The organism is Halomonas sp. KAO, from assembly GCF_015595025.1.
Taxonomy (GTDB): Bacteria; Pseudomonadota; Gammaproteobacteria; order Pseudomonadales; family Halomonadaceae; genus Halomonas.
This window is the reverse complement of sequence record NZ_JADNRL010000019.1, coordinates 499,386-523,491: the sequence shown is the minus strand read 5'-3', so window position 1 is coordinate 523,491 and position 24,106 is coordinate 499,386. Positions and strand designations below refer to the sequence as shown.

Genomic DNA, 24,106 nt, shown 5'->3' with positions numbered 1-24,106 from the left:
TGGGGGAGAAGATGGTGCGGATGGGGAGACTTGAACTCCCACGCCCTGAGGCACCAGAACCTAAATCTGGCGTGTCTACCAATTCCACCACATCCGCACGGATAGGCTGGCGTGGTATTTTACGGACGCACACGGACAAGTCAATGATCATCGGGCAACTCCAGGTGGTCGGCAGCCGCCGCGGCCAGGGCCGGCGGATCGCAGGCCGGTAGGTGCGGAACGACACCCAGGCAGGGGGCGTCCAGCGTTCGCGCCAGCGTTGCCAGGTTGTCGCGATAAAGACCTTCGTCGTTGCCGAATGCGGGATCGACGAGGCTGCCGGCCCAGCCGGCCAGCCGCAGACCGTCGGCGCGTATTGCCTCGGCCGTCAATCGTGCGTGACTGATGCAGCCGAGCCGGAGGCCAACCACCAGAATCACCGGTAGCGCCAGCTGGGTTGCCAGGCCGGAGAGGTCCTCCCGGGCATTCAGCGGCACCCGCCAGCCGCCGGCGCCCTCCAGCAGGGTGAGGTCCCGACCCAGGGCGAGCCCTTCGCGCATGCTCTCGCTCAAGGCGTCGAGCGTGAGCGTGACCCCCGCATCTCGAGCGGCGAGGTGAGGCGCTATCGCCGGCGAGAAGGCGTGGGGATTGACCGTGGCATAGGGCACTGCGGGGTGGCTGCAGGCCTGTAACGCCAGGGCGTCGGTATTGCGCAGGCCCGCATCGGTGGGCTCACTGCCCGAGGCGACGGGCTTGAGGCCCAGGGTCGACAGGCCCTTGCGGCGTGCCAGGGCCAGCAAGCCGGACGTGACCAGGGTCTTGCCGGCGTCGGTATCCGTGCCGGTGACAAGGTAGGCGGCCATATTAGCGTTCGAGCTCCAGCGTCAGAAGGTGATAGGTGACGGGCAGCCCCTCGGGTTCGCGCAGGGCTTCGAACCGTTGTGAGGCGCGAACAAGGTCGGCCCGGGTCAGATGGCCCCTGGGGCGTGAGGCCTGGGCACCGATGCCCTTGATCGAGGCCATTACTGCGGTCATGTCGGGATAATGGAATCTTGGCCGACTTACCTCGACCGCGACGCGTCGGAAACCCGCCAGGCAGGCGGCCTTGCGATAGTGCTCGGGGCTGCGAAAGTCGAGCAGGGCGGCGTGACGACCGGGCCGCTTCCAGGCGTAACCCACTTCGCTCAGGGTCTCGGGGCCCAGGGTGTTGATCAGGGCGCGACCGCCGGGACGCAGCGTGCGATACAGCTCGGCCATCACGGCGTCGAGGTCGGGGCACCATTGAACGGCCAGGTTGGAGAACACCAGCTCCAGGCTGGCATCGGGCAGCGGCAGGGCGCCTGCATCAGCGCAGATCCAGCGCACCTTGTCGCCTCGCTCTCGTTGGGCGACTTCCAGCATTCCCGGGGCGATATCGAGGCCGATGACGCGGGCGTCGGGTGCATAATCATCGGCCAGTCGCTGGCTCCAGCTACCCGGGCCGCACCCGAGATCGAGGATATGCATCGCTCCCCGGGGTAGCCTGGCCCAGAGGGTTTCGCCCATGTCCTGCTGTGCCGCCGCCAGGCGCTCGTAATCACCGGCGGCGCGTGAAAAGGCATGGGAGACGCGCTGCTGAAAACCGGCGGGCGCCCCCGTGGGCATCAAGGCGGTTGAATTCATGTCTGCACCTCGAGATTGGCCGCGCTCCTACTCCCAAGGCACTCTCGGGAGAGTCCAATCAGAGTCGTCACCAGAGTATCCGGGCGTGACAGCATGGGGCAGTGGCCGGCCCCATCGATGGTGCGATCGGCATCTTGCCCTCGTGTCGCGGACAGCAGTGGGTCGTCGGTTCCAGACAGGAGGCGCATCGGGCAGGGTGGCTCGGCCAGGAGGCGACTGTTGTCAAGCTCGGCAAGCCACTGCAGCCCGGCGGCAAGGGTGGCCAAATCGGGGGGAGGACCCTCCCCGAGCAGGTCGAGAAGGTGACGGTAAGCGTCCCGGGGAGACGCCTCTCCGCGCAGCATCCAGCGTCGAAAATGTGCCAGGGTCGCGTCCGGGTCTCGAGCGAAGGCACGGCGGAAGCGGCCAAGCTCCTGCTGTGTCACCCCCTCGGGGTGGCAGAAGCGTGGGCCCATGCCGATCTGGATCAGCCCCCGGGGAGGGGGAAGCGCGGTCGACGCAAGGCCGAGCAGGGTGGTCGCCAGCAGCCCGCCCAGGGACCAGCCAACCCAGACGGCGTCCCGGGGAAGCTCGTCGGCAAATGCCCAGGCAAGGGCTTCCAGGTCGGAAGGAGGCTCAAGGGCCGGCTGGGCCCCATAGCCCGGCCAGTCTGGCGTCTCGACGGTGACCCCGGCCGGCCACAGGGGCGCCAGGGGCTGCCAGATTCGCGCATCGACCCCCCAGCCGGAAAGCAGCACCAGACGGGTCATGCCAGGGGGGCTCCATCGGTCATGACGCTCCTCTCCTGGCATTCGGCCAGGGCATCGATCAGGGCATCTATATCATCGTCGGCATGGGCGGCGGAGAGGGTAATACGCAACCGAGCCTTCCCGCGTGGCACGGTCGGCTCGCGAATGGCGCCGACATTGATACCACGCTCGGCGAGTCGTGTGGCCCAGGCCATGGTCGTTGTGTTGTCGCCGAGCACGACTGGCTGGATCGGCGTGGCGCTGGCCGCCAGCGGGAGCCCGAGCTCGCTTGCTGCCGCGCGGAAGCGGGCGATCAGGGCGTGTAAACGTTCACGCCGTTCCGGCTCTTCAGCCAGGATATCCAGCGCTGCTAGGGTGGCGGCCGCCACCCCGGGTGGTTGGGCCGTCGTGTAGATATAGGGGCGCGCGAACTGTATCAGGTGCTCGATCAGTGCCTCGCTCCCCGCGACGAAGGCCCCGGCGGTGCCAAGCCCCTTGCCCAGGGTACCGACCAGCACTGGCACGTCGTCGATGCTGTAGGCGCGGCCCACGCAGCCGTCGCCTCGCTCGCCCAGCACGCCCATGCCGTGGGCATCGTCGATCATCAGCCAGGCAGCGTGGCGACGAGCGGTGGCTACGAGCCCCGAGATATTGGCCACGTCGCCATCCATGCTGAAGACACCGTCGCTCACCACCAGCCTGGGGTGGTCGGCCGGGCTGCGCGCCAGCAGTCGCTCGAGGTCGGATAGGTCGGCATGGTGGAAACGACGCGAACAGGCGCCGGCCAGCCTGGCGCCATCCAGCAGTGAGGCGTGGTTGAGGCGGTCCTGAAAGACTCGGGTATGCGGGTCACAGAGCGACTGGAGCACACCCAGGTTGGCCATGTAGCCGGTGGAGAAGAGCAGCGCTCGGGGGCGACCGGTGAGCTCGGCGAGACGACTCTCCAGGGTCTCGTGAACCGCCAGGTGTCCGTTGACCATGTGCGAGGCTCGGGCCCCGCCTCCGTAATGCCGTGCTCCCTCGGCCATGGCCTCGGCCAGGCGCGGGTCCCGGGAGAGACCCAGGTAGTCATTGCCGGCAAAGTCACGCAGCCGACTCGTCGGCCGACGTGTCGCGCGGTGTCGCCACAGACCGCTATCGCGGCACGCCCGGGCGCGATCGGAGAGACGGCTTGGCCAGTCGTGCTGGGTCATGGCTCAACGCTTGTCGCATCGTAGGCCAGCTCGCCGACCCGAGCGGCGGCCCGGTGTGCCATCTGCTGGGCAAGGTCGGCCTCCACGCTTGCCTGAATCCAGTCGTCGTCGGCACAGGTTTCCCTGCGCTCCGGATGCAGGCCGAGCCGGGAGAACAGGGCCCTGTCGCGCTCCGCCTGGGGATTGGCGGTGGTCAGCAGTCGATCACCATAGAAGATGGAGTTGGCGCCGGCCAGGAAGGCCAGGGCCTGGGTCGAGTCATCCATCTGCTCGCGTCCCGCGGAGAGGCGCACATGGCTTTGCGGCATCAGGATGCGCGCCACGGCAATGGCACGAATGAACTCGATGGGGTCGAGATCCTCGACATCTTCCAGTGGGGTGCCGGGGACCTTGATCAACATGTTGATCGGCACCGACTCCGGGTGCGGCTCGAGGCGTACCAGCTGCTGGAGCAGGGCGGCCCGGTCGCGGGGAGCCTCACCCATGCCCAGAATCCCCCCCGAGCAGACCTTCATGCCTGCCTCACGGACCTGGGCGAGCGTATCCAGACGCTCGGCGTAGGTTCGCGTGGTGATGATCTCCCCGTAGTAGTCGGGAGAGGTGTCGAGGTTATGGTTGTAGTAGTCGAGCCCCGCCCGGGCGAGCCGCGCGGCCTGGTCGCCATCGATCATTCCCAGGGTCATGCAGGTCTCGAGCCCCAGTGCCTTGACCCGGCGGACCATCTCCAGCACCACCTCGAGATCCTTCTCGCGGGGGCTCTTCCAGGCCGCTCCCATGCAGAAGCGGCTGGCACCGGCGGCCTTTGCCGCCTGGGCCTCCTCCACGACCCTCTCGATCTCCAATAACTTCTCCTTGCCCAGGCCGGTGTTGTAATGGCCGGACTGGGGACAGTACTTGCAGTCCTCGGGGCAGGCGCCGGTCTTGATCGAAAGCAGGGTGGAGACCTGAACGGCGTTGGGGTCGAAGTGGGCGCGATGCACCTGCTGGGCGCGATAGAGCAGGTCATTGAAGGGTAGTGCGAACAGCGCCTCGATCTCATCGAGACGCCAGTCGTGGCGTATCTCGGCCGGTGCGGCTAGGGTCTGGGAATCGGCTGTACAGGCTTGCGACGCTTGAGACATGGGGGAGTCGCCTATGGTCAACTTGTTTCTAAGTGGGAAGTTGACGAACAGCTTACGGGTCGGGCTCGAGATGTCAACCCGTGTAAAGTTTATAGTTGACAGCGCCCTGCGCCGAGCCCTGCCGGGCCGCTGTGCCTTCTGCCTGGCACCGGCGCTCGATGATCGCCCCTGGTGTCGCGACTGCTTCGAGACACTGCCCTGGAACCTGCCCGCCTGTCCTGTCTGTGCCGAGCCGCAGCCCGGGGCCAGCCAGGGGCGCCGTTGTGGTACTTGCCTGCGACGCGCTCCGGCCTTCGTGCGTGCTCGGGTACCACTGCGCTATAGCGAGGAGGTGGCCTGGCTGGTGCGTCGCTTCAAGTTTCGGGCCTCGCCGAGGGCGGGGATGGTGCTGCTGGCGTTGCTGGAGGCGTCGCTCACCGAGGAGGCACGAGCCTGGCCCCAGGCACTGGTACCGGTGCCGCTGCATGCCAGCCGTGCCCGTGGCCGGGGTTTCGATCAGGCCGAATGGCTGGCGAAGCGCCTGGCCTCGCGACTGAGGGTGCCGTTGCGTCATGGCACTCGTCTGCGTGACACGCCCAGTCAGCGTGGGCTCGATCGCCAACAGCGCCGGAGCAACCTGAGGCGCGGATTTCGCGTGGTGGGGCCCCTGCCATCTCGAGTGGTGCTGCTCGACGATGTGATGACCACCGGGGCGACCCTGGAGGCGCTGGCCCTGGCCTGTCTGGCCGCCGGGGCCGAGGAGGTCGAGGCCTGGGCGATAGCCCGCACGCCGCTGGGGGAAACATGAGTCAGGCCTGGTAGAGTAGGGGTTTTCTGGAGGATGGACCATGGACGCCGATCATCACCCCTTCTCCACGCTGTCGCCGGCTCGGGTCGTGGCGGCCATCGAGTCGCTGGGGTTCTGGCTGCCCGGTGAGCCCTTTGCGCTGAACAGCTACGAGAACCGAGTCTACCTGGTTCATGATGACGAGCGTCGTCGCTGGGTGGCGAAGTTCTATCGACCGGAGCGCTGGAGCGATGCCTGTATCCAGGAAGAGCACGACTTCCTCGCCGAACTCGCGTCAGCAGGCGTGGCGGTGGCCGCGCCGTGGCGTGATGGCGATGGGCGCAGCCTGCTGCATGCCGAGGGGTTTCGCTTCGCGCTCTTTCCCCAGCTCCCCGGCCAGGCCCCGGAGCTGGAGAATCCCGACCATCTGTTTGCCCTGGGCGAGCTGATCGGCAGCGTGCATGCGGTGGGGGAGCGTGCCTCCTTCGGGCAGCGAGGTGTGTTGGATCTGGACGCGATGGTGATCGATGCCCGCGAGCGGGTGCTCGCCGGCCCCTGGCTGGACCAACGACAGCGCCAGGCCTACGAGCGGGTCACGGCGGCACTGCACGAGGCGCTGGCGGAGTATCGCTGGAGCCCGGAGCGGCAGATTAGGGTCCACGGTGACTGCCATATCGGGAATATCCTGGGCCGCGACGACCGCTTCGCGCTGGTGGACTTCGACGACTGCCTGATGGCCCCGGCGGTGCAGGACCTGTGGATGCTGATCACCGCACAGGCGCCCGAAGAGCGGCATATGCAGCTCTCGGAGGTGATCGAAGGCTATGAGCAGCAGCGTGAGTTCGATCGCCGTGAACTGGCCCTGACCGAGCCGCTGCGGACCCTGCGGCTGCTGCGCTACAGTGCCTGGCTGGTATCACGCTGGGAGGATCCGGCCTTTCCGGCCGCCTTCCCCTGGGTGGCCGATAATGGCTACTGGGAGTCGCATATCAGAACGCTGGAGCAGCAGCGCCTGGCGCTGGATAGCGCGCCGCGCTGGCTGGCATAAGGGCAGGGGCCTGGTCCTGTCGCTGGACGACAAGGCCAGGCCCTTGCAAAACCAGACCCTTGCAAAAAGTAGTGCAGATCAGGGTTACGAGTCGTCGGGATCGGGCTGGTCGGCGGGGATCGGGTTGGCGACACCGCTGCCTTCGGCCTGACGCCGTTCGATATTGATCTGCTCGGAGGGGTTCTCCTGCTCCTCGATGGCCAGGTCGCTGGCCAGCTGGAGTTCGAAACCGTGCTCCGGAGAGAGCTCGCAGCGGCCATCCTGACACGCGTCGATGCCGAACTTGCCGTCGCTGCCGTAGGCCGCCGCGGAGATCTCGCCGCTGTAGATATGGCTGTCGCTGCCTTCGGTGTCGATACAGGTGACGCTGGAGGTGGTGATGCGGATGCGCTCACCATCGAGCTGTGCGTCGCCGACCATCACGCAGTAATCGGGCACCTGGTGGCTCCCGCTGCCGTTGGCCACCGGCCGCAGCAGGACGTCGTCATGGCGGGGTGTGTCGGGGTCGAGGCTCAATGACTCGACAACCTGCACTTCCAGGCGAGCATCGGCAGGCAGTTCCAGGGTGGCGGCGAAGGCCAGGGAGGGGGCCAGCAGCAGGCCCAGCAGCAGGGATGTCTTGGTCATGTCGGGCTCTCGCGGAAAGGTCTGCACAGCATGAAAACCTGCATACTATCACAGCCTGATGCATCGACTCATCGACCTTGTCGAGGTGCGGCAGCATGTCGCGAGCCGAGCAGGGATGGGTAAAGCGAGAAAGTGGCGGCGAAGTGCCGAACCAGGAGGGTGGGCTGATAGACTATAGGCTCGGGATGTTAGAATCTTGTACGCTTCAGAGATTCTGTATATATATTGCACATGAAATGCGGCAACCAGCGACGACTTGACGGAGCCCCCCATGACAGAAGAGCTCGCCAACCACTATCGGCAGATTATCCTTGCACTGGGCGAGGACCCCGAACGGGAAGGGCTGCGTGATACGCCAAAGCGGGCCGCCAAGGCCATGCAGTTTCTCAACCACGGCTATCTTCAGTCGCTGGAGGAGATCGTCAATGGCGCCGTCTTCGAGTCGGAGACCGACGAGATGGTGCTGGTCAAGGACATCGAGCTCTACTCCATGTGCGAACATCACCTGCTGCCCTTTATCGGCAAGTGCCATATCGCCTATCTGCCCGATGGCAAGGTGCTGGGCCTCTCCAAGTTTGCGCGTATCGTCGACATGTTCGCTCGACGCATGCAGATCCAGGAGAGCCTCACCCGCCAGATCGCCGAGGCCGTGCAGGAGGTGACCGACGCTCGCGGCGTGGCGGTGGTGGTCGAGGCCCGTCACCTGTGCATGATGATGCGCGGCGTCGAGAAGCAGAACTCCAGCATGACCTCCTCGGTGATGCTCGGTGGCTTCCGCGAGAATCCAGCGACCCGCCAGGAGTTTCTGACCCTGATCAACGGGCGCTGATTCGTCCCGGGGCACGCTCGGATGCATTTCCCTGGCGCACTTATTGAGGAGAGTCGGCCATGCCGCTGCACGCCATCGATGACCAGCACTTCGACCATGGTCTGGCGACCATTCGCATCAAGAACCTCCGCCTGCGCACCCATATCGGCATCAAGGAGGAGGAGATTGCCAATCGCCAGGATGTGGTGATCAACGCGGTAATACGCTATCGCGCCGACAAGGCGGTGGCGTTCAACCATATCGAGCAGGCGCTGAACTACCGCACCATTACCAAGCAGGTGATCGCCCACGTCGAGGAGAACCGTTTCCTGCTGCTCGAGCGTATGACCCGCGAGGTGCTCGACCTGATCATGTCCCACGAACAGGTGTTGACGGCCCAGGTCGAGATCGACAAGCCCCATGCCCTGCGCTTCGCCGACTCGGTTTCCATCACCCTGTCCGAGAGTCGCAAGCCGCGTTGATCTCGCCGTGGGAATAATGTGGCCCCGTCACTTGGAGTGTCGGGGACTTTGCGCTTAGCATGAGGTCAAACTGGTCAGTGCCGCAACGCGGCAGGAGAACGTCATGGAAGCCCTCAAGGAAACGCAACTCTACTGCCCCTTCGCCTATATCGACGGCAGCTGGGTGGCCGCCGACAGCGGTGAGCAGATTCAGGTGATCAACCCGGCCACCGGTGAGGCCGTGGGCGATGTGCCGCGCCTGGGGCGTGCCGAGACCGAGCGGGCCATCGATGCCGCTTATGCCGCGCTGCCGGCCTGGCGGGCGCTGAGTGCCCTGGAGCGCGCCGACATCCTGATGAAGTGGCATGACCTGATGCTGGAGCATCAGAATGACCTGGCAATGATCATGACCCATGAGCAGGGCAAGCCGCTCAAGGAGGCCGCCGGTGAGATCGCCTATGCGGCCAGCTTCCTGCGCTGGTTCGCCGAGGAGGCCCGGCGTGTCTACGGTGAAACCATCCCGCCCGCCAAGGGCAATCAGCGTATCGTGGTCACCAAGCAGCCCGTCGGAGTGGTGGGGGCCATCACCCCCTGGAACTTCCCGGCGGCCATGATTACCCGCAAGGCGGGGGCGGCGTTGGCCGCGGGCTGCACCATCGTCTGCAAGCCGGCCAGCCAGACGCCGTTCTCTGCTACCGCCCTGGCCCTGCTGGCCGAGCGCGCCGGTGTCCCGCGCGGGGTGTTCAACGTGGTGCCGGGGCGTGCCAGCGAGATCGCCGCGGCCATGACCGAGTCGCCGCTGGTGCGTAAGATCACCTTCACCGGCTCCACCGAGGTGGGTCGCGAGCTGATGGCCAGCGCCTCCCAGCACATCCAGAAGATATCCCTCGAACTGGGCGGCAATGCGCCCTTTATCGTCTTCGAGGATGCCGACCTGGACGCCGCGGTGGAGGGCGCCATGGCGGCCAAGTTCCGCAATGCCGGCCAGACCTGCGTCTGCACCAACCGCTTCCTGGTGCAGTCCAGTGTGGTCAATGCCTTCTGCGAAAAGCTTGCCGTGGCCATGAACAGCGAGCTCAGGGTCGGCGATGGCACCCAGCCCGATATCAATATCGGCCCCTTGATCGACCACAAGGCGGTTGACAAGGTCAGTGAACATGTCCATGACGCCGTGGACAAGGGGGCCGAGCTGCTGCTGGGGGGCCACCCCCACCCGCTGGGCGGCAACTTCTTCACGCCGACCCTGATCAGCTTCGCCACCGAGCAGATGCAGGTGGCTCGAGAAGAGACCTTCGGTCCGCTGGCGGCGGTGTTCCCCTTCGATGACGAGGAGAGTGCCGTGGAGATGGCCAATGATACCGAGTATGGCCTCGCCGCCTACTTCTACTCTCGGGACCTGGGGCGCGTATGGCGTGTCGCCGACGCCCTGGAGTACGGCATGGTGGGAATCAACACCGGGTTGATCTCCAACGCCGCCGCGCCCTTCGGTGGTGTCAAGGAGTCCGGACTCGGTCGCGAGGGTGGCCACCAGGGACTGGAGGAGTTCCTGGAGACCAAGTACCTCTGTATTGATCTCGGCTGACCGGGCTTGGCCCGGAGCCGTAAGCTTTACGCCTTAAGCTGTAAGAAACGAAAACCCCGTCGGCCATGGCCGACGGGGTTTTCTGATTATGGCGGCTGTTTACGCTGTGCTTACAGCTTACAGCTTACAGCTTACAGCTTACAGCTTATAGCTTGCCGCTCGCCGCAGGCGCTTAGTGCCTGAAGTGGCGCATGCCGGTAAACACCATGGCGATGCCGGCCTCGTTGGCGGCGTCGATCACTTCCTGGTCGCGCATGGAACCGCCGGGCTGGATCACCGCGGCGATGCCGGCGGCGGCGGCGGCATCGATGCCATCACGAAACGGGAAGAAGGCGTCGCTGGCCATCACCGAGCCGGGAACCGAGAGGCCCTCGTCGGCGGCCTTGATGCCGGCGATCCTGGCCGAGTAGACGCGGCTCATCTGGCCGGCTCCCACGCCGATGGTTTGGCCATCCTTGGCATAGACGATGGCGTTGGACTTGACGTACTTGGCCACCTTCCAGGCGAAGGCCAGGTCGCGCAGCTCCTGCTCGGTCGGCACCCGCTCGCTGACCACGGTGAGCTCGTCGCGCCCGACCATACCCAGGTCGCGGTCCTGGACCAGCAGGCCACCGGTGACGCGCTTGAAATCGTGGGCATGGCCGCGCTCGCCTGGCCAGCTGGCGCCCACGTCGAGCAGACGCACGTTCTGCTTCTCGGCGACGATGCCGGCGGCCTCGTCGTCGACCCCCGGGGCGATGATTACCTCGACGAACTGGCGGTCGATGATGGCGCGCGCGGTGTCGGCGTCCAGTGGCACGTTGAAGGCGATGATGCCGCCGAAGGCGCTGGTGGGATCGGTGGCGAACGCCTTGTCATAGGCTTCCAGGGCGCTGGCGCCGACCGCCACGCCGCAGGGGTTGGCATGCTTCACGATCACGCAGGCGGTATCGGTGAAGGCCTTCACGCACTCGAAGGCGGCGTCGGTATCGGCGACGTTGTTGAACGAGAGCGCCTTGCCATTGAGCTGCACGGCGGTGGCCACGCTGGGCTCGCTGGCATCGCTCTCGACATAGAAGGCCGCCTTCTGGTGCGGGTTCTCGCCGTAGCGCATGGACTGCTTCTTCTCGAACTGCAGGTTGTAGGTGCGCGGGAAGCCATCCTCGCCACCCTGTACCCGCTGGCCGAGATAGTCGGCGATGGCGGCGTCGTAGCCCGCGGTGTGCTCGAAGGCCTTGACGGCCAGGTCGAAGCGGGTCGCCTCCGATACCTTGCCATCCTGGGAGGCGATCTCGCCCAGCACCCGGGCGTAGTCGGCGGCATCGACCACGATGCTGGTGTGAGCGTGGTTCTTGGCGCAGGCACGCACCATGGTGGGGCCACCGATATCGATGTTCTCGATGGCGTCCGTGAGGGTGCAGTCAGGCTTGGCGACCGTCTGGGCGAAGGGGTAGAGATTGACCACCACCATGTCGATAGGCGTGATGTCATGCTCGGCCATCACCGCATCGTCCTGGCCACGACGGCCGAGGATGCCACCGTGGATCTTCGGGTGCAGGGTCTTGACGCGGCCGTCCATGATCTCGGGGAAGCCGGTGTGTTCGGACACCTCGATGACCGCAATACCGTTCTCCTGGAGCAGGCGGAAGGTGCCGCCGGTGGAGAGCAGTTCGACGCCATGCTCGCTGAGTCCACGAGCGAAGTCGACGATGCCGGTCTTGTCGGAAACGCTGATCAGGGCACGGCGTACCGGGAGGGAGGAGGCTTGGGCCATGGGGACACTCTCTTGACGTCTGGGGCGGTGGGTGGTGGATGCGAAAGGGGGTGGTGGCGGGTCGTGAGACGCACCGCAGGGAGCCAGAGGCTCCCTGCGTCATATCAGGTCATACTGCTTGAGCTTCTTGCGCAGCGTGCCGCGATTGAGGCCGAGCATCTCGGCGGCGCGGGTCTGGTTGCCCTGGGTGTGTTCGAGCACCGAGGCGAGCAGCGGGGCCTCGACCTCGGCCATCACCATGGCATGGAGGCCGGTCACCTCGCCGCCATCCAAATGGGCGAAATAGCGGCGCATGGAGAGCTCCACCGCTTCACGCAGCGGCTGCTGGCCACCTGCCGGCGCGGACAGCTCGGTGCTGGCATCCTGCGACGGGTGGCCGGTTGACATCTGTGGGTCGGAGGGAAGGGCTTGACTGGTCATGCGGCTCGTATTCCTTTCGCGGTCGCGCCCTGCTCGTCCGGTGCTATGGCGGGCGAGGGGGCATGACCAAAGAGGTCGTCGATAAAACGATGCTGGTCGGCACGGCTTTCGAGACGGTTGAAGCGTCCCTTCAGTTCACGTCGCTGCCCCTCGTTGAGGCGGATATCGCCGGCCAGGTACCAGCCGACGTGCTTGCGCGCGATGCGCACCCCCATGAAGTCGCCATAGAAGTCATGTAGCGCGTTCAGGTGGTGGCGCAGCACCCTCGCGCGTTCGTCATCGCCGGGCGGGGGCAGGCAGACGCCATGGCGCAGGTAGTGGTCGATCTCGCGGAAGATCCAGGGGTTGCCCTGGGCGCCCCGGCCGATCATCACCGCATCAGCGCCAGTATAGTCGAGGACGGCGGCGGCCTTCTCGGGAGAGTCGATATCGCCATTGGCGAATACCGGAATCTTCACCGCCGCCTTGATGGCCGAGATGGTGTCGTATTCGGCGTAACCGGAATAACGCTGCTGGCGATGGCGACCGTGTACCGCCAGGGCCTGGATGCCGGCCTCTTCGGCCAGGCGTGCCACGCGCAGCCCGTTGTTGCTCTCGGCACACCAGCCGGTACGGATCTTCAGCGTGACCGGGATATCCACCGCCGCCACCACCGCCGTCAGGATCTCGGCCACCAGCGCCTCGTCGCGCAGCAGGGCGGAGCCGGCGGCCTTGTTGCAGACCTTCTTGGCCGGGCAGCCCATGTTGATATCGATGATCTCGGCACCCTGGTCGGCATTGAAGCGGGCGGCCTCGGCAAGCATGGCGGCATCGCCCCCGGCGATCTGCACGTTGCGTGGTCCCGGCTCGCCCCGGTGGTCCATGCGCAGCTGTGACTTGCGGGTATGCCACAGGCTGGGGTCCGAGGTGACCATCTCGCCCACCACCATGCCGGCGCCCAGCTGCCGACACAGCTGCCGGAACGGGCGGTCGGTGACGCCGGCCATCGGTGCCAGGATCGTCCGATTCGGCAGCGTATGGTGGGCGATGCGGGGAAGTGACTGACTGGCGTCGAACATGGCTCGGGGCAGTGGAGGCTAGAGGGGGGCATATCATACGCCCCCCGCCGGGTAGGGTGAAGTGGTGGTGAGGGCGAGCCTAGGCCGGGCGACGGCCGGTCAGGCGAACCCACCCTTCGCGGGTGACCGGTTCATCCATCCGCAGGCCCTGCTCGCGATAGGCCTGCAGCACCTGTTCGGCCTGGCCCTCGAGGATGCCGGAGAGCGCCAGGCGCCCCCCGGGGGCGACATGGCCTGCGATCATCGGCGCCATCTCGACCAGTGGCCCGGCGAGGATATTGGCCACCACCACGGGGAATGTCTCTGCGTCGTCGAGCTGTTCGGGGTAGCAGAGGTGCAGGGCCTGCTCCTGCACGCCGTTACGCTCGGCGTTGTCGCGGCTTGCCGTCAGGGCCTGGGGGTCGATGTCGGTCGCCACCGCCTGCCTGGCCCCCAGCTTGAGGGCGGCGATGGCCAGGATGCCCGAACCGGTACCGATATCGAGCACCGTCTGACCCTCCAGGGCCTCGCAGATGGCGAGGGCGTCGAGCCACGCCAGGCAGAGGGCGGTAGTGGGGTGCGTGCCGGTGCCGAAGGCGAGCCCCGGGTCGAGATGCAGGTTGACCGCACCGGGCTCGGGCGGCGTGTGCCAGCTGGGCACGATCCATAGTCGCTCACCCATCTGCAGCGGCACGAAGTCCTCCATCCATTCGCGCTCCCAGTCGCGATCGGCGAGCAGCTCCACGGAGATCTCGGGGCAGGGGTCCTCGGCCTGCTCGGCGGCCCAGGCCTGCTGGACCCGTTCAAGCATGGCGTCGACGCCCTCGAGGTCGTCGTACAGTCCGGTGAGCACCGTCTCGTGCCAGAGCGGAGTGCTGCCGCGCTCGGGCTCGAAGACCGGGTCGTCGTGGGCGTCCTGCAGGGTAATGGCGGTGGCACCCTCGGCGAGCAGCAGCTCCTCGAGGGTCTCGGCCTGTTCCGGGGCGACGTGGGCCTTGAGTTGCAGCCAGGGCATGGGATCTCCGATAAGCAGGGGAAGCGCAAGCGGGGCGGCCGAGGCCGCCCCGCTGAATACCGAAGCCGGGAAGGTCAGAGGCCCAGCTTCTTCTCCAGATAGTGGATATTGACGCCGCCCTGTCGGAAGTCGCCATCACGCACCAGATCCTTGTGCAGATCGGTGTTGGTCTTGATGCCTTCCACCAGCAGCTCGTCCAGGGCAACCCGCATGCGAGTCAGGGCGGTTTCACGGTCGCTGCCCCAGGTGATCAGCTTGCCGATCAGGGAGTCGTAGTGGGGTGGCACCGAGTAGCCGGTATAGAGATGAGAGTCCATGCGCACGCCGATACCGCCCGGAGGGTGAAAGAGGGTCACCTTGCCGGGGGAGGGGATGAAGGTGCGCGGATCCTCGGCGCAGATGCGGCACTCGAAAGCGTGGCCGTTGAGAGTGACGTCCTCCTGGCGGATGGAGAGCGGCAGACCGGAGGCGATGCGCAGCTGCTCCCTGATGATATCCACGCCGGTGACCATCTCGGTGATGGGATGCTCCACCTGTACGCGGGTATTCATCTCGATAAAGAAGAACTGGCCATCCTCGTAGAGAAACTCGAAGGTACCGGCGCCGCGATAGCCGATGGTGATGCATGCCTGGCGACATGCCTCGAGCACCTCCGCGCGGGCCTTGGGGTCGAGCATGGGGGCCGGCGCCTCTTCGATCACCTTCTGATGACGGCGCTGCAGCGAGCAGTCGCGGTCATAGAGGTGGATGGCGTTGCCCTGGCCGTCGGCCAGCACCTGCACTTCCACGTGGCGCGGGTTCTGGAGGAACTTCTCCATGTAGACGGTGCCGTCACCGAAGGCCGAGTGGGCCTCGGTGCGGGTCACGGTGACCGCCGAGAGCAGGTGAGCCTCGGTGTGTACCACACGCATGCCGCGACCACCGCCGCCGGCAGCGGCCTTGATGATCACCGGGTAGCCGATGCGGCGTGCGGTGGCCAGAATCTGGCCATCGTCATCCTCGGGCAGGGGACCATCGGAGCCAGGCACGGTGGGGACGCCAGCCTTCTTCATCGACTCGATGGCGCTGACCTTGTCGCCCATCAGGCGGATGGTCTCGGCCGTGGGACCGATGAAGGTAAACCCGGAGCGCTCCACCTGTTCGGCGAAGTTGGCATTCTCGGCGAGAAAGCCGTAGCCGGGGTGGATGGCGCTGCTGTCGGTGACCTCGGCGGCACTGATCAGTGCCGGAATGTTGAGGTAGGACTGGGCCGAGGAGGCCGGCCCGATGCACACGACCTCGTCGGCCAGGCGCACGTGCATCAGCTCACGGTCGGCCTTGGAGTGGACCGCCACCGTTCTGATACCCAGCTCCTTGCAGGCACGCAGGATGCGCAGGGCGATCTCGCCGCGGTTGGCAATAAGAACCTTGTCCAGCATGATGGGTCCGCCAGTATCGAGTGAATGACCAGTATCGGGTATTTGAGGGGGAGCGGGGCTCAGGCGATCACGACCAGAGGCTGGTCGTATTCCACCGGCTCGCCGTCCTCGACCAGGATGGCCTCGACCACGCCGTCACGCTCGGCCTCGATCTGGTTCATCATCTTCATGGCCTCGACGATACACACCGTTTCGCCCTTCTTGACCTGGGAGCCGACGTCGACGAAAGCCTTGGCGCCCGGAGCCGGTGAGCGGTAGAAGGTGCCCACCATGGGCGAGGTGATGGCCTGACCCTGGAAGCTGGGGCCCTCGGCGGCGGCCGGCTCGGCACTCTCGGCGGCTGCCGGTGCGGCGGCGGGGGCGGGCTGTGCCGCAGGCGCATAGGCCTGAGGCATGCTGGGCTGCCAGCTCACGCCATTGGGATGACGGCTGATACGGACCGACTCCTCGCCCTCCTGGATCTCGATTTCGCTGATGTTCGATTCTTCCAGCAGCTCGATCAGCTTCTTGACCTTGCGGATATCCATGACGTTCGTCCCGATCGGTTGGGTGCGGTGAATGGCCGTTGGCCCGGCGCTGTCAACCCGGGCCAAGTTTCATTAGATCGCGGCAAGATGGCGACTCTTCCGCCTCTACGGACCATGAAAAGAGGATAGCGGCGGAGTTTGCCGAAAAACCCGTGCGATGTCCAGTACCGTTGAAAACGCTGTTCGAACGGGCGTTTCAAGGTGCTTTCCCTCGCTGCTTCCCTGGTCAAGAGAGCGGCTCAGGCGTCGCTTCCGCTGTCGAGCCAGTCGCGCACACCAGTCAGGTGGCTGGCAAGCTCTCCGGCATTCGGTGCGCCCAGGATGCGTGCCTCGCGGATCTCCTCGCCTGCACGGAAGAATAGCAGGCTGGGAGGCCCGAAGAGTTCGAAGCGCTCCAGGAGTTCGCGGCTGTTGGCGTCGCTGTCGGTGACGTCGACGTTGATGCGAGCGAACTCCGAGAGCGGCTCTGCCACCCGTGGGTCCGGGTAGACCCGGCGCTCGAGCTGCTTGCAGGAGATGCACCAGTCGGCAGTGAAATGAACGAAGGCGGCCTGGTCATCCGGCACCGAGGCGAGAGCCTGATGCAGCTGGTCGAGACGCTCCACCGTGATGATCTCCTGTGGCGCGGAGGTGCCGGCAGCGGGCGATGAGCCCGCGCCACCGGTCAGTGGCGCCAGGGGACGCAGCGGGTCGCTGGCGCCGCTGGCGGCACCGAGAACCAGCACCACCCCCCAGGCGAGCAGCAGCAGTCCCAGGGCCTGGCGTGCTCGTGCCCATCCCTGGGGAAGGTTGGTGGACATGGCGCCAAGCGCCACCGCGGTGCCGACGGCCAGGCCGGCCCACAGCAGCAACACCAGCGTGGCCGGCAGCAGGCGTTCGACCAGCCAGATCGCCACCCCCAGCAGCAGGATGCCGAAGGCGATCTTGACGCCGTTCATCCAGGCACCGCTACGGGGCAGCAGGGTGGTGCCGAAGGTGCCCACCAGCAGCAGGGGAACGCCCATGCCCAGCCCCAGGGCGAGCAGGGCGGCCCCGCCCAGCAGCGCATCACCGGTGGTGGAGATGAAGACCAGGGCGCCGGCCAGCGGAGCTGTGACACAGGGGGATACCACGAGAACCGACAGCGCCCCGGTCAGTGCCAGGCCGGCGGGGCCGCTCTGCTGGGCGCGGGCCTGCCAGGCGTCGATGCGGCCGGCCAGCCGGGGTGAGAGGCGCAGGTCGAAGGCGCCGAACATGGCCAGGGCGAAAATCGTGAAGAGTACCGCAAAGGTGATCAGTACCGGGGCGGACTGCAGTTGCGCCTGGAGATTCAGTCCGGCTCCGAACAGCCCCATCAGCACCCCGACGAGGGCGTAGGTGAGTGCCATGCCCCCTACATAGCTGGCGGAGAGCGCGAAGGCGCGCGGCCGGCTCGGGTTCTGCCCGACGATGATGGAGGAGAGGATCGGCACCATGGGCAGTACGCAGGGCGTAAAGGTCAGCCCCAGGCCGGCGATGAAGAACAGCCCCAGCGTCAGCGGCAGGCTGGCTTCGGCCATCAGGGTCTGAAAGCGGCCATCCTCGCTCTGGGGAGCGGTGGGAGCTGTGGTGGAGGCGTCGCCACCCCCATTCTCGACAGAGTCGGAGCTGGAACCAGAGTCGGCATTCGATGCCTGCCAGCCGGCAAAGGCGGCGGGTGCCTCCTGCTCGGCGGCGTCCAGGTCAACATGTTCCGGGGGGTAGCAGAGGCCGGCATCGGCGCAGCCCTGAAAGGTTAGCGTGACGGGGATCACGCCGCTGGCCTCCTCCTCGAGGGGAACCTCGAAGACCACGCTGTCGCGGAATGTGTAGACGTCACCGAGGAACTCGTCGCTGGTGAAGGTGCCTTCGGGGATATCGGGCTCACCCAGTGCTACCGTATCGCTCTTTACCGCGAACTGATGGCGATAGAGATAGTGCTCCTCTTCCGCCTCCATGCCGATATAGAGGGTCTCGCCATCATGCCAGGCGCTGGGCTGGAAGGCTTCCAGTACCGGCAGAAATTCCGAATCATCGTTGGAAAACCACTGTCCCAGGGCGGCGATCGGCAACAGCAGGAGCAACAGGGCGGTCAGAGCTAGGCGTTGAATGCGGATCACGAAAGTCCTGTCCTTGGTTGGTAGTGTGACTGGCGATCAGACCTCGCTTGCCGCGCGGGGTTCCGGTGCGTTCCCTGACGTGACGATGTATCCAGCAGAGGTTTCGCATCAGGGCCTGTTTTCCAGGCAAGGTCGAGCTGACCGCTTGTACGGGTCGGGTGCTAGGATAACGCAAGGGGAGGGCGTGTCTTCATCGAGAAGGGTGGCATCTGGTGTGCCACGTTGTCGCACGCTCCATATCTCATATAGAAAAGTCTCGTATAGGAAAGGAACCTGCACATGGCTTGGATGGGCAACAGCGACGCCAGGCGTCGCAAGAAGATCGAAGCGCTGGAGCGGCCCGACTACGGCTGGATCTGGAAGCCGTTGCTGGCACTGCTGGTGATCTATCTGGTGGTGACGCTGGCGCTCGGGACCTGGTGGAGTCGCACACCGGCGCCGCACAGCGTCGAGCGGGTGCCCATGGAGCGTCGCGGTGATGCCGGCAGCGAACCCGCCGCCAGAGGGGCGGTAACGGTCGCGACCCTGGCCTCCATCATCGAGACACTCTACGACAAGCCCGGCGGCTATCTGCGTAATGACCGGCTGCCGCCCGGCCTGTGGCTGGACAATATGCCGAGCTGGGAGCGAGGTGTGCTGATCCAGGCCAAGAACCTGGCGCGGGCGCTGCCCTCGATGAATCCGGGCGAGGTCGAGCATCTCGAGAAGGCGGTTCGTGGCCTGGCCGGCGACGGCCTCGACTGGTATCGACCCGCCACCGAGGATCGCCTGATGTCGGCGGTGACCGCCCTGGACCGCCAGCTGATGGCATTGAGCGGCATGGAGGCCGAAGGCTTCGTGCCCGGGGCGGGGCTGCGCCGCTGGCTGGCCGATGTTCGCGTAGATCTCGACGACCTGTCGTTGCGTCTGGCCTCGGGTGCCGAGGGGCATCAGCTGCTGCAGGAGCTCGCCATCGATGGCGAGGCGCTCCCCGAGGGTACCCCCTGGTATCGGGTCGACAACGTCTTTTTCGAGGCGCGCGGCACCGGCTGGGCGCTGGTGCAGATGCTGGAGGGGGTGCAGCGTGACCAGGCCGATGTGCTGGGGGCGGCCGAGGTTGTCGAGCAGTGGGAGCGGCTTCGGGCGGAGCTTGCCATGACCCAGCGTCGCCTGTGGAGCCCGGTGGTGATGAGCGGCCAGGGTTTCGGCCCCTTCGCCAATCATACGCTGGTGATGGCACATCACATCAGCCGGGCCCGCGACCTGGTCGAGTCGATCATCACTCGCCTTGCCGAGAGTGCCGAGCAGAAAGTGGCCGGAGAGGAAGTCCAGCAAGCACCCGCCAGCGAACCTGAAGTGCTCGATATGGAGCGCGCCGAGCCCGAGCAGGAAGCTACCGACTATCAGGAGGCCGAGCAGAAGACTGAGCAGAAAACCGAGCAGAAGGCCGAGTCAGCTCAGGCGCCCAGTCTGGACGACCAGGTGGAGCCGGAAGCGCAAGAGGACCAGGCTGCCGAGCAGTGAGCTGGCTTCCTAGGCCGGGTTTCCTATGCCCATAAACCGCAGCGGGCCGCCTCAAGGGCGGCCCGCTGCGTTTATGCTCGACACTCATGACGGGGAGCGCAGAGTGCCGGGTCTGGAGTGGTCTTCGAATCAGGCCTTGTGATAGGCGTCGACTGCCTTCTCGATGGCCTTGCGGGCCGCCTCGGCGCCCTCCCAGGACTCCACCTTGACCCACTTGCCCTTCTCGAGGTCCTTGTAGTTCTCGAAGAAGTGGGCGATCTGCTGGCGCAGCAGCTCGGGCAGGTCGGTCACTTCCTGGACGTCGTCATAGAGACTGGACAGCTTTTGATGCGGCACGCACACCAGCTTGGCGTCCTCGCCCGCTTCGTCGGTCATGTTGAGGATGCCTACCGGACGGGCGCGGATGATGCTGCCGGGCTGGACCGGGCAAGGGGTAACCACCAGGGCGTCCAGGGCGTCACCGTCGTCGGCCAGGGTGTGCGGGATGAAGCCGTAGTTGGCCGGGTAGAACATCGGGGTGGCCATGAAGCGGTCGACCAGCAGGGCGCTCATGTCCTTGTCGATCTCGTACTTGACCGGCGCGTGGTTGGCCGGGATCTCGATCGCCACATAAAGGTCGTTCGGTAGCTCCTTGCCGGCGGGGATATTATCGAAGTTCATCGTCGCTTCCTTGGTTGGTAAAAGAAGGGGTTGGCAGAAGATCTTGGCGCGTCGTCTGGAAGAAAAAATCCGCAAAATTATACGGGCCAGCCCGGCCGAATACCAATTCGACATAGGTGCCGGCGCGCGTTTCGGTGCTCACAAGGTGCCACTAGGGTCAAGCTGTTGCACCCGTGCCGGGTCGCGGCGTGTATGATGGCCGCGCATGATTCAACGGGTAAGGAGAGGCGAGTGTCACCCGCGCAGCTGTCATTGAGTTTTGGTCAGGCCTTCGTGGCGCCGGATCGCCGGCGGCACCGCAGCTCCATGTCGGTATGCCTACCCGAGCCCCCCCAGCTCAACGCCAAGGGCGCCTGCGCGCTGATCAGCGATGCGACCCAGCGCAACAGCATGGCCAAGCAGGCCGGCGATCTCAGTGTGCGCAGCTTCCTGAGCGACTACTACTCCACCCCCGACCACTGGGACATCAAGACCTCGGCAACTCGCGTGCTGCTTGCGCTCAATGCCTGGACCTATAGTCAGAGTCGTCAGGTGGCGGACGGCAGTTACGTCACCTCGCTGTCGGCCCTGGTGCTGCGCGGCACCGAGGGCCACCTCTTCCATATGGGAGACACCCTGGTGTTCCGGCTGCGCGGGGCGGAGTTCGAGCAGCTGACGCGAGACCATGTCACCGACTTGGGGGGCTATCGCTACCCCTCGCGTGCACTGGGCATGGATAACAGCATCGATATCGATTACGTCCGCTTTCCGGTCAAGCAGGGGGACCTCTTCCTGTTCACCACCCAGGCGGTGCTGGGCACCCTGATGCCATCCGAGTATGTGCAGCTGATCCGCCAGGACGCCAGTGATCTGCATGCCGCCTGCGACCGGCTGGCCGAGGCGGCGGTGGAGCGTGCCCAGTCCCGCGGCTACGGGGCCGATCAGTTCTGCTTTCAGCTGCTGCGTATCGATGAGCTCCCCGAGGAGCAGTCGGACAACCCGGCGAAGGTGTATGGCGAACTGCCGATCCCGCCGGAGCTCTCGCCCGGGGACCGCCTCGAGGGGCTGGAGGTTCAGGCCGTGCTGTCGCGTACCGCCCAGTCACGCGTCTACCGAGTGCGCGACCTCCAGAGCGGGCGTGTGATGGTGATGAAGGCGCCGAGCCCCGAGCTCTCCCTGCGCAATATCTATCTGGAGCACTTCCTGCTGCAGCAGTGGGTGGTGGAGCGCGTCAAGTCGCCCTTCGTGGCGCGTATCATGGAGCCGTCGCGGCCACGACGCTACCTCTACTATCTGATGGCCTATGTGGAGGGTGAGACGCTGGCCGACTGGGCGCGACGCCACCCCCAGGCGAGCCTCGCCCAGCGCCTGGATATCGCCAACCAGCTGGGCAAGGCGGTGCAGGCCCTGCATCACCGGGAGCTGCTGCATCAGCTGATCCATCCCGGCAATGTGCTGATCGATCCTCATGGAAAGGTGGTGTTGACCGATTTCAGCGCCTGCCGAAGGCGTGACGGGGCGGGGCTCAAGGATGCCCACGAACTGCTGCGTCAGGTGGGGCTCACCGAACACAGCGCTCCCGAGTATGCGCTGGGTGACGGGATCGGTCGGCGCAGTGACCAGTACTCCTATGCCTCCACGGTCTACTGGCTGCTGACCGGGGAGTTGCCCTACGAGGTGCCCCCCAACCGCCTGCTGCGGCATACCGACCTCGAGCAGCTGGTCTATCGCAGCGCGCGGCAGCGCAACCCCGAGGTCCCCCAGGCCCTCGACGAGGCGCTGCGTCGGGCACTGGATCCCCAGCGAGCGCTGCGCTATCGACGGATGTCGGAGTTCCTGCGCGAGCTGCGCCAGCCGTTGGCAACCCTGCATCGCGAGCCGGAAACGCGTAGCGCCCCGGGGAGATTCCGGGATGCCGGTCAATTCTGGCAGGGGGTGGCTGCGATACTGCTGCTGCTGCTGGTGCTTTCCTGGTTGCTGCGATAAAGCGTCGAGCGCCAAGCTGCCCCAGGTGCTATCAGTCACAAGTTGACGATCGCGCGATTAATCACGTTCCCCCGGGCGTCAGTAGCAGGCCGGCTATGCCGGGCGAGTGGAGGCCGAAGGCCTCCCCTCTGGCTGTTTGGTGCTTGGCCGCTTCGAGCCTGGCTGCTTAATGTGGTGAGGCTGAGAACGAGAAACCCCACCAGGAAGTGGCCTGGTGGGGTTAATTGGTAGGAGCGCGATTTATCGTGCGATAGGGTTTTTACAGCTCGAAGTCGGGCAGCTTGCGCTCGACGCGGTGCTTGGCAAGCTTTGCCACCCGGGGCAGGCCGTTATCGAACGGGGGGAAGTCCTCGCCCTGGATCAATGGCAGCAGGTAATCACGGCAGGCTTGGGTGATGCCGAAGCCATTCTCGCTGATGTAGTCGCGGGGCATGAACTTCTCGCGGTTGGCGATCTCGGCGAGAGGGGCCGGCTCGATGCGCCACTGGTAGGGAGCCTCGGAGACCCGCTTGATGGCCGGCATCATCGCATTCTTGCCCTCGATGGCCAGCTCCACCGCCGCTTCGCCGACGGCGTAGGCCTGCTCCACGTCGGTCGCGGAGGCCAGGTGGCGGGCGGCGCGCTGCAGATAATCGGCCACCGCCCAGTGATACTTGTAGCCCAGGTCCTGCTTGACCATGCCGGCCAGGGTCGGCGCCACGCCGCCCAGCTGGCGATGGCCGAAGGCGTCGGTGTTACCGGCATCGGCGAGGAAGGTGCCATCCTCGTAGCGCGCCCCCTCGGAAACCACGATCACGCAGTAGCCGTACGTCTTGACCGCATGGTCGACGCGAGCCATCACCGCCTCGCGGTCGAAGGCGATCTCGGGGAAGATCACCAGGTGGGGCGGCTCACCCTCGCCCTGGCCGGCCAGGGCGCCGGCGGCGGCGATCCAGCCGGCATGACGGCCCATCACCTCGAGCACGAAGACCTTGGTGGAGGTCGCGCACATGGAGGCGATGTCCAGCGAGGCCTCGAGGGTCGAGGTGGCAATATACTTGGCCACGCTGCCGAAGCCCGGCGAGTTGTCGGTGATCGGCAGGTCGTTGTCCACGGTCTTGGGCACGTGAATGGCGGTGAGCGGGTAGCCGAGCTTCTCGGAGAGCTGAGAGACCTTGAGGCAGGTGTCGGCACTGTCGCCGCCACCGTTGTAGAAGAAGTAGCGGATATCGTGGGCGCGGAACACCTCGATCAGCCGCTCGTACTGGGCGCGGTGGGTCTCGATGTCCTTGAGCTTGTAGCGGCAGGAGCCGAACGCGCCGCCCGGCGTGTGGCGCAGTGCGGCGATCGCCTCGTCTGACTCTCGACTGACGTCGATCAGCTCCTCGGTGAGGGCGCCGATGATGCCGTTGTGGCCGGCATAGACCTTGCCGATCTGGTCGGGATGACGGCGGCAGGCCTCGATCACGCCACAGGCGCTGGCGTTGATCACGGCGGTGACGCCGCCGGACTGGGCGTAGAAGGCGTTATGGGCCATGGGGCTGTTCTGCTCCTGGTCGTCGCTACTGTTGGGATGGAAGGGGTTGAAGGTGGAGGGGATTCTAGCCGAAACCCCCTTGCCCTGCACCCGGGGGGTATCGCAGAAAGCTTGGCAGCTCGGAAGCTCGGGGCTGGTCTGGCGACAGGCCTACGAGGAGGCGCTGTAAACCCCTCCCTGGGCGCTACCGACGCCATCCA

Annotated in this window: 22 protein-coding genes and 1 tRNA gene; 7 read left to right on the top strand and 16 right to left on the bottom strand. The window is 65.8% G+C overall.

Translation table 11 applies throughout. The features are described from left to right. Nucleotides 1–12 precede the first annotated feature (12 nt). From IOC61_RS08635 to bioB, 6 genes are all read right to left on the bottom strand, one after another. Nucleotides 13–97, bottom strand: a tRNA-Leu gene (locus IOC61_RS08635). 43 nt (nt 98–140) lie between these two features. After that, nucleotides 141–842 (bottom strand): dethiobiotin synthase, encoded by a 702-nt coding sequence (gene bioD, locus IOC61_RS08630; protein WP_195688432.1) that lies wholly within the window; start codon nt 840–842, stop codon nt 141–143. Nucleotide 843: 1 nt separating this feature from the next. Further along, the gene (locus tag IOC61_RS08625; protein WP_195688431.1) at nt 844–1,641 is read right to left on the bottom strand and encodes a malonyl-ACP O-methyltransferase; all 798 of its coding nucleotides are present in this window, start codon (nt 1,639–1,641) and stop codon (nt 844–846) included. Continuing rightward, nucleotides 1,638–2,390 carry an alpha/beta fold hydrolase gene (locus IOC61_RS08620; protein ID WP_195688430.1) on the bottom strand — a complete coding sequence of 251 codons (753 nt, stop codon included), beginning with the start codon at nt 2,388–2,390 and terminating at the stop codon, nt 1,638–1,640. The genes IOC61_RS08625 and IOC61_RS08620 overlap by 4 nt, the downstream gene beginning before the upstream one ends. Next, the gene (gene bioF / locus IOC61_RS08615) at nt 2,387–3,562 is read right to left on the bottom strand and encodes an 8-amino-7-oxononanoate synthase (RefSeq protein ID WP_195688429.1); all 1,176 of its coding nucleotides are present in this window, start codon (nt 3,560–3,562) and stop codon (nt 2,387–2,389) included. The genes IOC61_RS08620 and bioF overlap by 4 nt, the downstream gene beginning before the upstream one ends. Beyond that, nucleotides 3,559–4,683: a biotin synthase BioB gene (bioB, locus tag IOC61_RS08610; RefSeq protein WP_195688428.1), complete on the bottom strand. Its 1,125-nt coding sequence runs from the start codon at nt 4,681–4,683 to the stop codon at nt 3,559–3,561. The genes bioF and bioB overlap by 4 nt, the downstream gene beginning before the upstream one ends. A gap of 70 nt (nt 4,684–4,753) precedes the next feature. Here bioB and IOC61_RS08605 point away from each other — a divergent pair, with 70 nt between their 5' ends. Continuing rightward, nucleotides 4,754–5,470: a ComF family protein gene (locus tag IOC61_RS08605; protein ID WP_229333004.1), complete on the top strand. Its 717-nt coding sequence runs from the start codon at nt 4,754–4,756 to the stop codon at nt 5,468–5,470. Nucleotides 5,471–5,510: 40 nt separating this feature from the next. After that, a complete protein-coding gene (locus tag IOC61_RS08600; protein WP_195688427.1) occupies nt 5,511–6,497 on the top strand; it encodes a serine/threonine protein kinase in 987 nt (328 codons plus the stop codon). 84 nt (nt 6,498–6,581) lie between these two features. Here the strand turns inward: IOC61_RS08600 and IOC61_RS08595 are convergent, their stop codons facing one another. Further along, nucleotides 6,582–7,124, bottom strand: a complete 543-nt coding sequence (locus IOC61_RS08595; RefSeq protein ID WP_195688426.1) for a hypothetical protein — start codon at nt 7,122–7,124, stop codon at nt 6,582–6,584. A 271-nt stretch (nt 7,125–7,395) separates the two neighbouring features. Between IOC61_RS08595 and folE the strand changes: the two genes are divergently transcribed. The 3 genes from folE to IOC61_RS08580 all read left to right on the top strand — a co-directional run bounded on the left by folE (nt 7,396) and on the right by IOC61_RS08580 (nt 9,975). After that, on the top strand, nt 7,396–7,953 hold the full coding sequence (gene folE / locus IOC61_RS08590; protein WP_195688425.1) for a GTP cyclohydrolase I FolE: 558 nt from the start codon (nt 7,396–7,398) through the stop codon (nt 7,951–7,953). 59 nt (nt 7,954–8,012) lie between these two features. Then, on the top strand, nt 8,013–8,414 hold the full coding sequence (gene folX, locus IOC61_RS08585) for a dihydroneopterin triphosphate 2'-epimerase (RefSeq protein ID WP_132041493.1): 402 nt from the start codon (nt 8,013–8,015) through the stop codon (nt 8,412–8,414). 103 nt (nt 8,415–8,517) lie between these two features. Then, complete coding sequence (locus IOC61_RS08580) at nt 8,518–9,975, top strand: NAD-dependent succinate-semialdehyde dehydrogenase (RefSeq protein ID WP_195688424.1); 1,458 nt, start codon at nt 8,518–8,520, stop codon at nt 9,973–9,975. Nucleotides 9,976–10,147: 172 nt separating this feature from the next. On the opposite strand, the gene purH is transcribed toward IOC61_RS08580, so the two are convergent. From purH to dsbD, 7 genes are all read right to left on the bottom strand, one after another. Beyond that, nucleotides 10,148–11,728, bottom strand: a complete 1,581-nt coding sequence (gene purH / locus IOC61_RS08575) for a bifunctional phosphoribosylaminoimidazolecarboxamide formyltransferase/IMP cyclohydrolase (protein ID WP_195688423.1) — start codon at nt 11,726–11,728, stop codon at nt 10,148–10,150. 99 nt (nt 11,729–11,827) lie between these two features. Beyond that, entirely contained in the window at nt 11,828–12,115 is a 288-nt protein-coding gene (gene fis / locus IOC61_RS08570) for a DNA-binding transcriptional regulator Fis (RefSeq protein ID WP_420706337.1), read from the bottom strand. A gap of 29 nt (nt 12,116–12,144) precedes the next feature. After that, entirely contained in the window at nt 12,145–13,206 is a 1,062-nt protein-coding gene (dusB, locus tag IOC61_RS08565; RefSeq protein WP_195688421.1) for a tRNA dihydrouridine synthase DusB, read from the bottom strand. A 79-nt stretch (nt 13,207–13,285) separates the two neighbouring features. After that, entirely contained in the window at nt 13,286–14,200 is a 915-nt protein-coding gene (gene prmA / locus IOC61_RS08560) for a 50S ribosomal protein L11 methyltransferase (protein WP_195688420.1), read from the bottom strand. A gap of 74 nt (nt 14,201–14,274) precedes the next feature. Then, entirely contained in the window at nt 14,275–15,618 is a 1,344-nt protein-coding gene (gene accC, locus IOC61_RS08555) for an acetyl-CoA carboxylase biotin carboxylase subunit (protein ID WP_195688419.1), read from the bottom strand. 59 nt (nt 15,619–15,677) lie between these two features. After that, nucleotides 15,678–16,145, bottom strand: coding sequence for an acetyl-CoA carboxylase biotin carboxyl carrier protein (gene accB, locus IOC61_RS08550; protein ID WP_195688418.1), 468 nt, complete (start codon nt 16,143–16,145; stop codon nt 15,678–15,680). A gap of 239 nt (nt 16,146–16,384) precedes the next feature. Then, nucleotides 16,385–18,262 carry a protein-disulfide reductase DsbD gene (gene dsbD / locus IOC61_RS08545; protein ID WP_195688417.1) on the bottom strand — a complete coding sequence of 626 codons (1,878 nt, stop codon included), beginning with the start codon at nt 18,260–18,262 and terminating at the stop codon, nt 16,385–16,387. A 279-nt stretch (nt 18,263–18,541) separates the two neighbouring features. On the opposite strand from dsbD, the gene IOC61_RS08540 reads away from it, so the two are divergent. After that, nucleotides 18,542–19,765 carry a DUF2333 family protein gene (locus tag IOC61_RS08540; protein ID WP_195688416.1) on the top strand — a complete coding sequence of 408 codons (1,224 nt, stop codon included), beginning with the start codon at nt 18,542–18,544 and terminating at the stop codon, nt 19,763–19,765. Nucleotides 19,766–19,894: 129 nt separating this feature from the next. Here IOC61_RS08540 and ppa read toward each other — a convergent pair whose 3' ends face one another. After that, nucleotides 19,895–20,425: an inorganic diphosphatase gene (ppa, locus tag IOC61_RS08535; protein ID WP_195688415.1), complete on the bottom strand. Its 531-nt coding sequence runs from the start codon at nt 20,423–20,425 to the stop codon at nt 19,895–19,897. Between the two features lie 231 nt (nt 20,426–20,656). On the opposite strand from ppa, the gene IOC61_RS08530 reads away from it, so the two are divergent. Further along, entirely contained in the window at nt 20,657–22,390 is a 1,734-nt protein-coding gene (locus IOC61_RS08530; RefSeq protein WP_195688414.1) for a protein kinase domain-containing protein, read from the top strand. Nucleotides 22,391–22,649: 259 nt separating this feature from the next. Here the strand turns inward: IOC61_RS08530 and IOC61_RS08525 are convergent, their stop codons facing one another. Next, nucleotides 22,650–23,906: a 6-phosphofructokinase gene (locus IOC61_RS08525; protein WP_195688413.1), complete on the bottom strand. Its 1,257-nt coding sequence runs from the start codon at nt 23,904–23,906 to the stop codon at nt 22,650–22,652. Between the last annotated feature and the right edge of the window lie 200 nt (nt 23,907–24,106).

Bases quoted from the DNA above. Each gene is read 5' to 3' on its own strand.
- fis (WP_420706337.1), bottom strand. From the start codon at position 12,115: ATGTCAACCGGCCACCCGTCGCAGGATGCCAGCACCGAGCTGTCCGCG.
- prmA (WP_195688420.1), bottom strand. From the start codon at position 14,200: ATGCCCTGGCTGCAACTCAAGGCCCACGTCGCCCCGGAACAGGCCGAG.
- IOC61_RS08620 (WP_195688430.1), bottom strand. From the start codon at position 2,390: ATGACCCGTCTGGTGCTGCTTTCCGGCTGGGGGGTCGATGCGCGAATC.
- accC (WP_195688419.1), bottom strand. From the start codon at position 15,618: ATGCTGGACAAGGTTCTTATTGCCAACCGCGGCGAGATCGCCCTGCGC.
- IOC61_RS08600 (WP_195688427.1), top strand. From the start codon at position 5,511: ATGGACGCCGATCATCACCCCTTCTCCACGCTGTCGCCGGCTCGGGTC.
- accB (WP_195688418.1), bottom strand. From the start codon at position 16,145: ATGGATATCCGCAAGGTCAAGAAGCTGATCGAGCTGCTGGAAGAATCG.
- IOC61_RS08525 (WP_195688413.1), bottom strand. From the start codon at position 23,906: ATGGCCCATAACGCCTTCTACGCCCAGTCCGGCGGCGTCACCGCCGTG.
- IOC61_RS08625 (WP_195688431.1), bottom strand. From the start codon at position 1,641: ATGAATTCAACCGCCTTGATGCCCACGGGGGCGCCCGCCGGTTTTCAG.
- bioD (WP_195688432.1), bottom strand. From the start codon at position 842: ATGGCCGCCTACCTTGTCACCGGCACGGATACCGACGCCGGCAAGACC.
- bioB (WP_195688428.1), bottom strand. From the start codon at position 4,683: ATGTCTCAAGCGTCGCAAGCCTGTACAGCCGATTCCCAGACCCTAGCC.
- IOC61_RS08580 (WP_195688424.1), top strand. From the start codon at position 8,518: ATGGAAGCCCTCAAGGAAACGCAACTCTACTGCCCCTTCGCCTATATC.
- ppa (WP_195688415.1), bottom strand. From the start codon at position 20,425: ATGAACTTCGATAATATCCCCGCCGGCAAGGAGCTACCGAACGACCTT.
- IOC61_RS08595 (WP_195688426.1), bottom strand. From the start codon at position 7,124: ATGACCAAGACATCCCTGCTGCTGGGCCTGCTGCTGGCCCCCTCCCTG.
- IOC61_RS08605 (WP_229333004.1), top strand. From the start codon at position 4,754: ATGTCAACCCGTGTAAAGTTTATAGTTGACAGCGCCCTGCGCCGAGCC.
- bioF (WP_195688429.1), bottom strand. From the start codon at position 3,562: ATGACCCAGCACGACTGGCCAAGCCGTCTCTCCGATCGCGCCCGGGCG.
- folX (WP_132041493.1), top strand. From the start codon at position 8,013: ATGCCGCTGCACGCCATCGATGACCAGCACTTCGACCATGGTCTGGCG.
- folE (WP_195688425.1), top strand. From the start codon at position 7,396: ATGACAGAAGAGCTCGCCAACCACTATCGGCAGATTATCCTTGCACTG.
- dusB (WP_195688421.1), bottom strand. From the start codon at position 13,206: ATGTTCGACGCCAGTCAGTCACTTCCCCGCATCGCCCACCATACGCTG.
- purH (WP_195688423.1), bottom strand. From the start codon at position 11,728: ATGGCCCAAGCCTCCTCCCTCCCGGTACGCCGTGCCCTGATCAGCGTT.
- IOC61_RS08540 (WP_195688416.1), top strand. From the start codon at position 18,542: ATGGCTTGGATGGGCAACAGCGACGCCAGGCGTCGCAAGAAGATCGAA.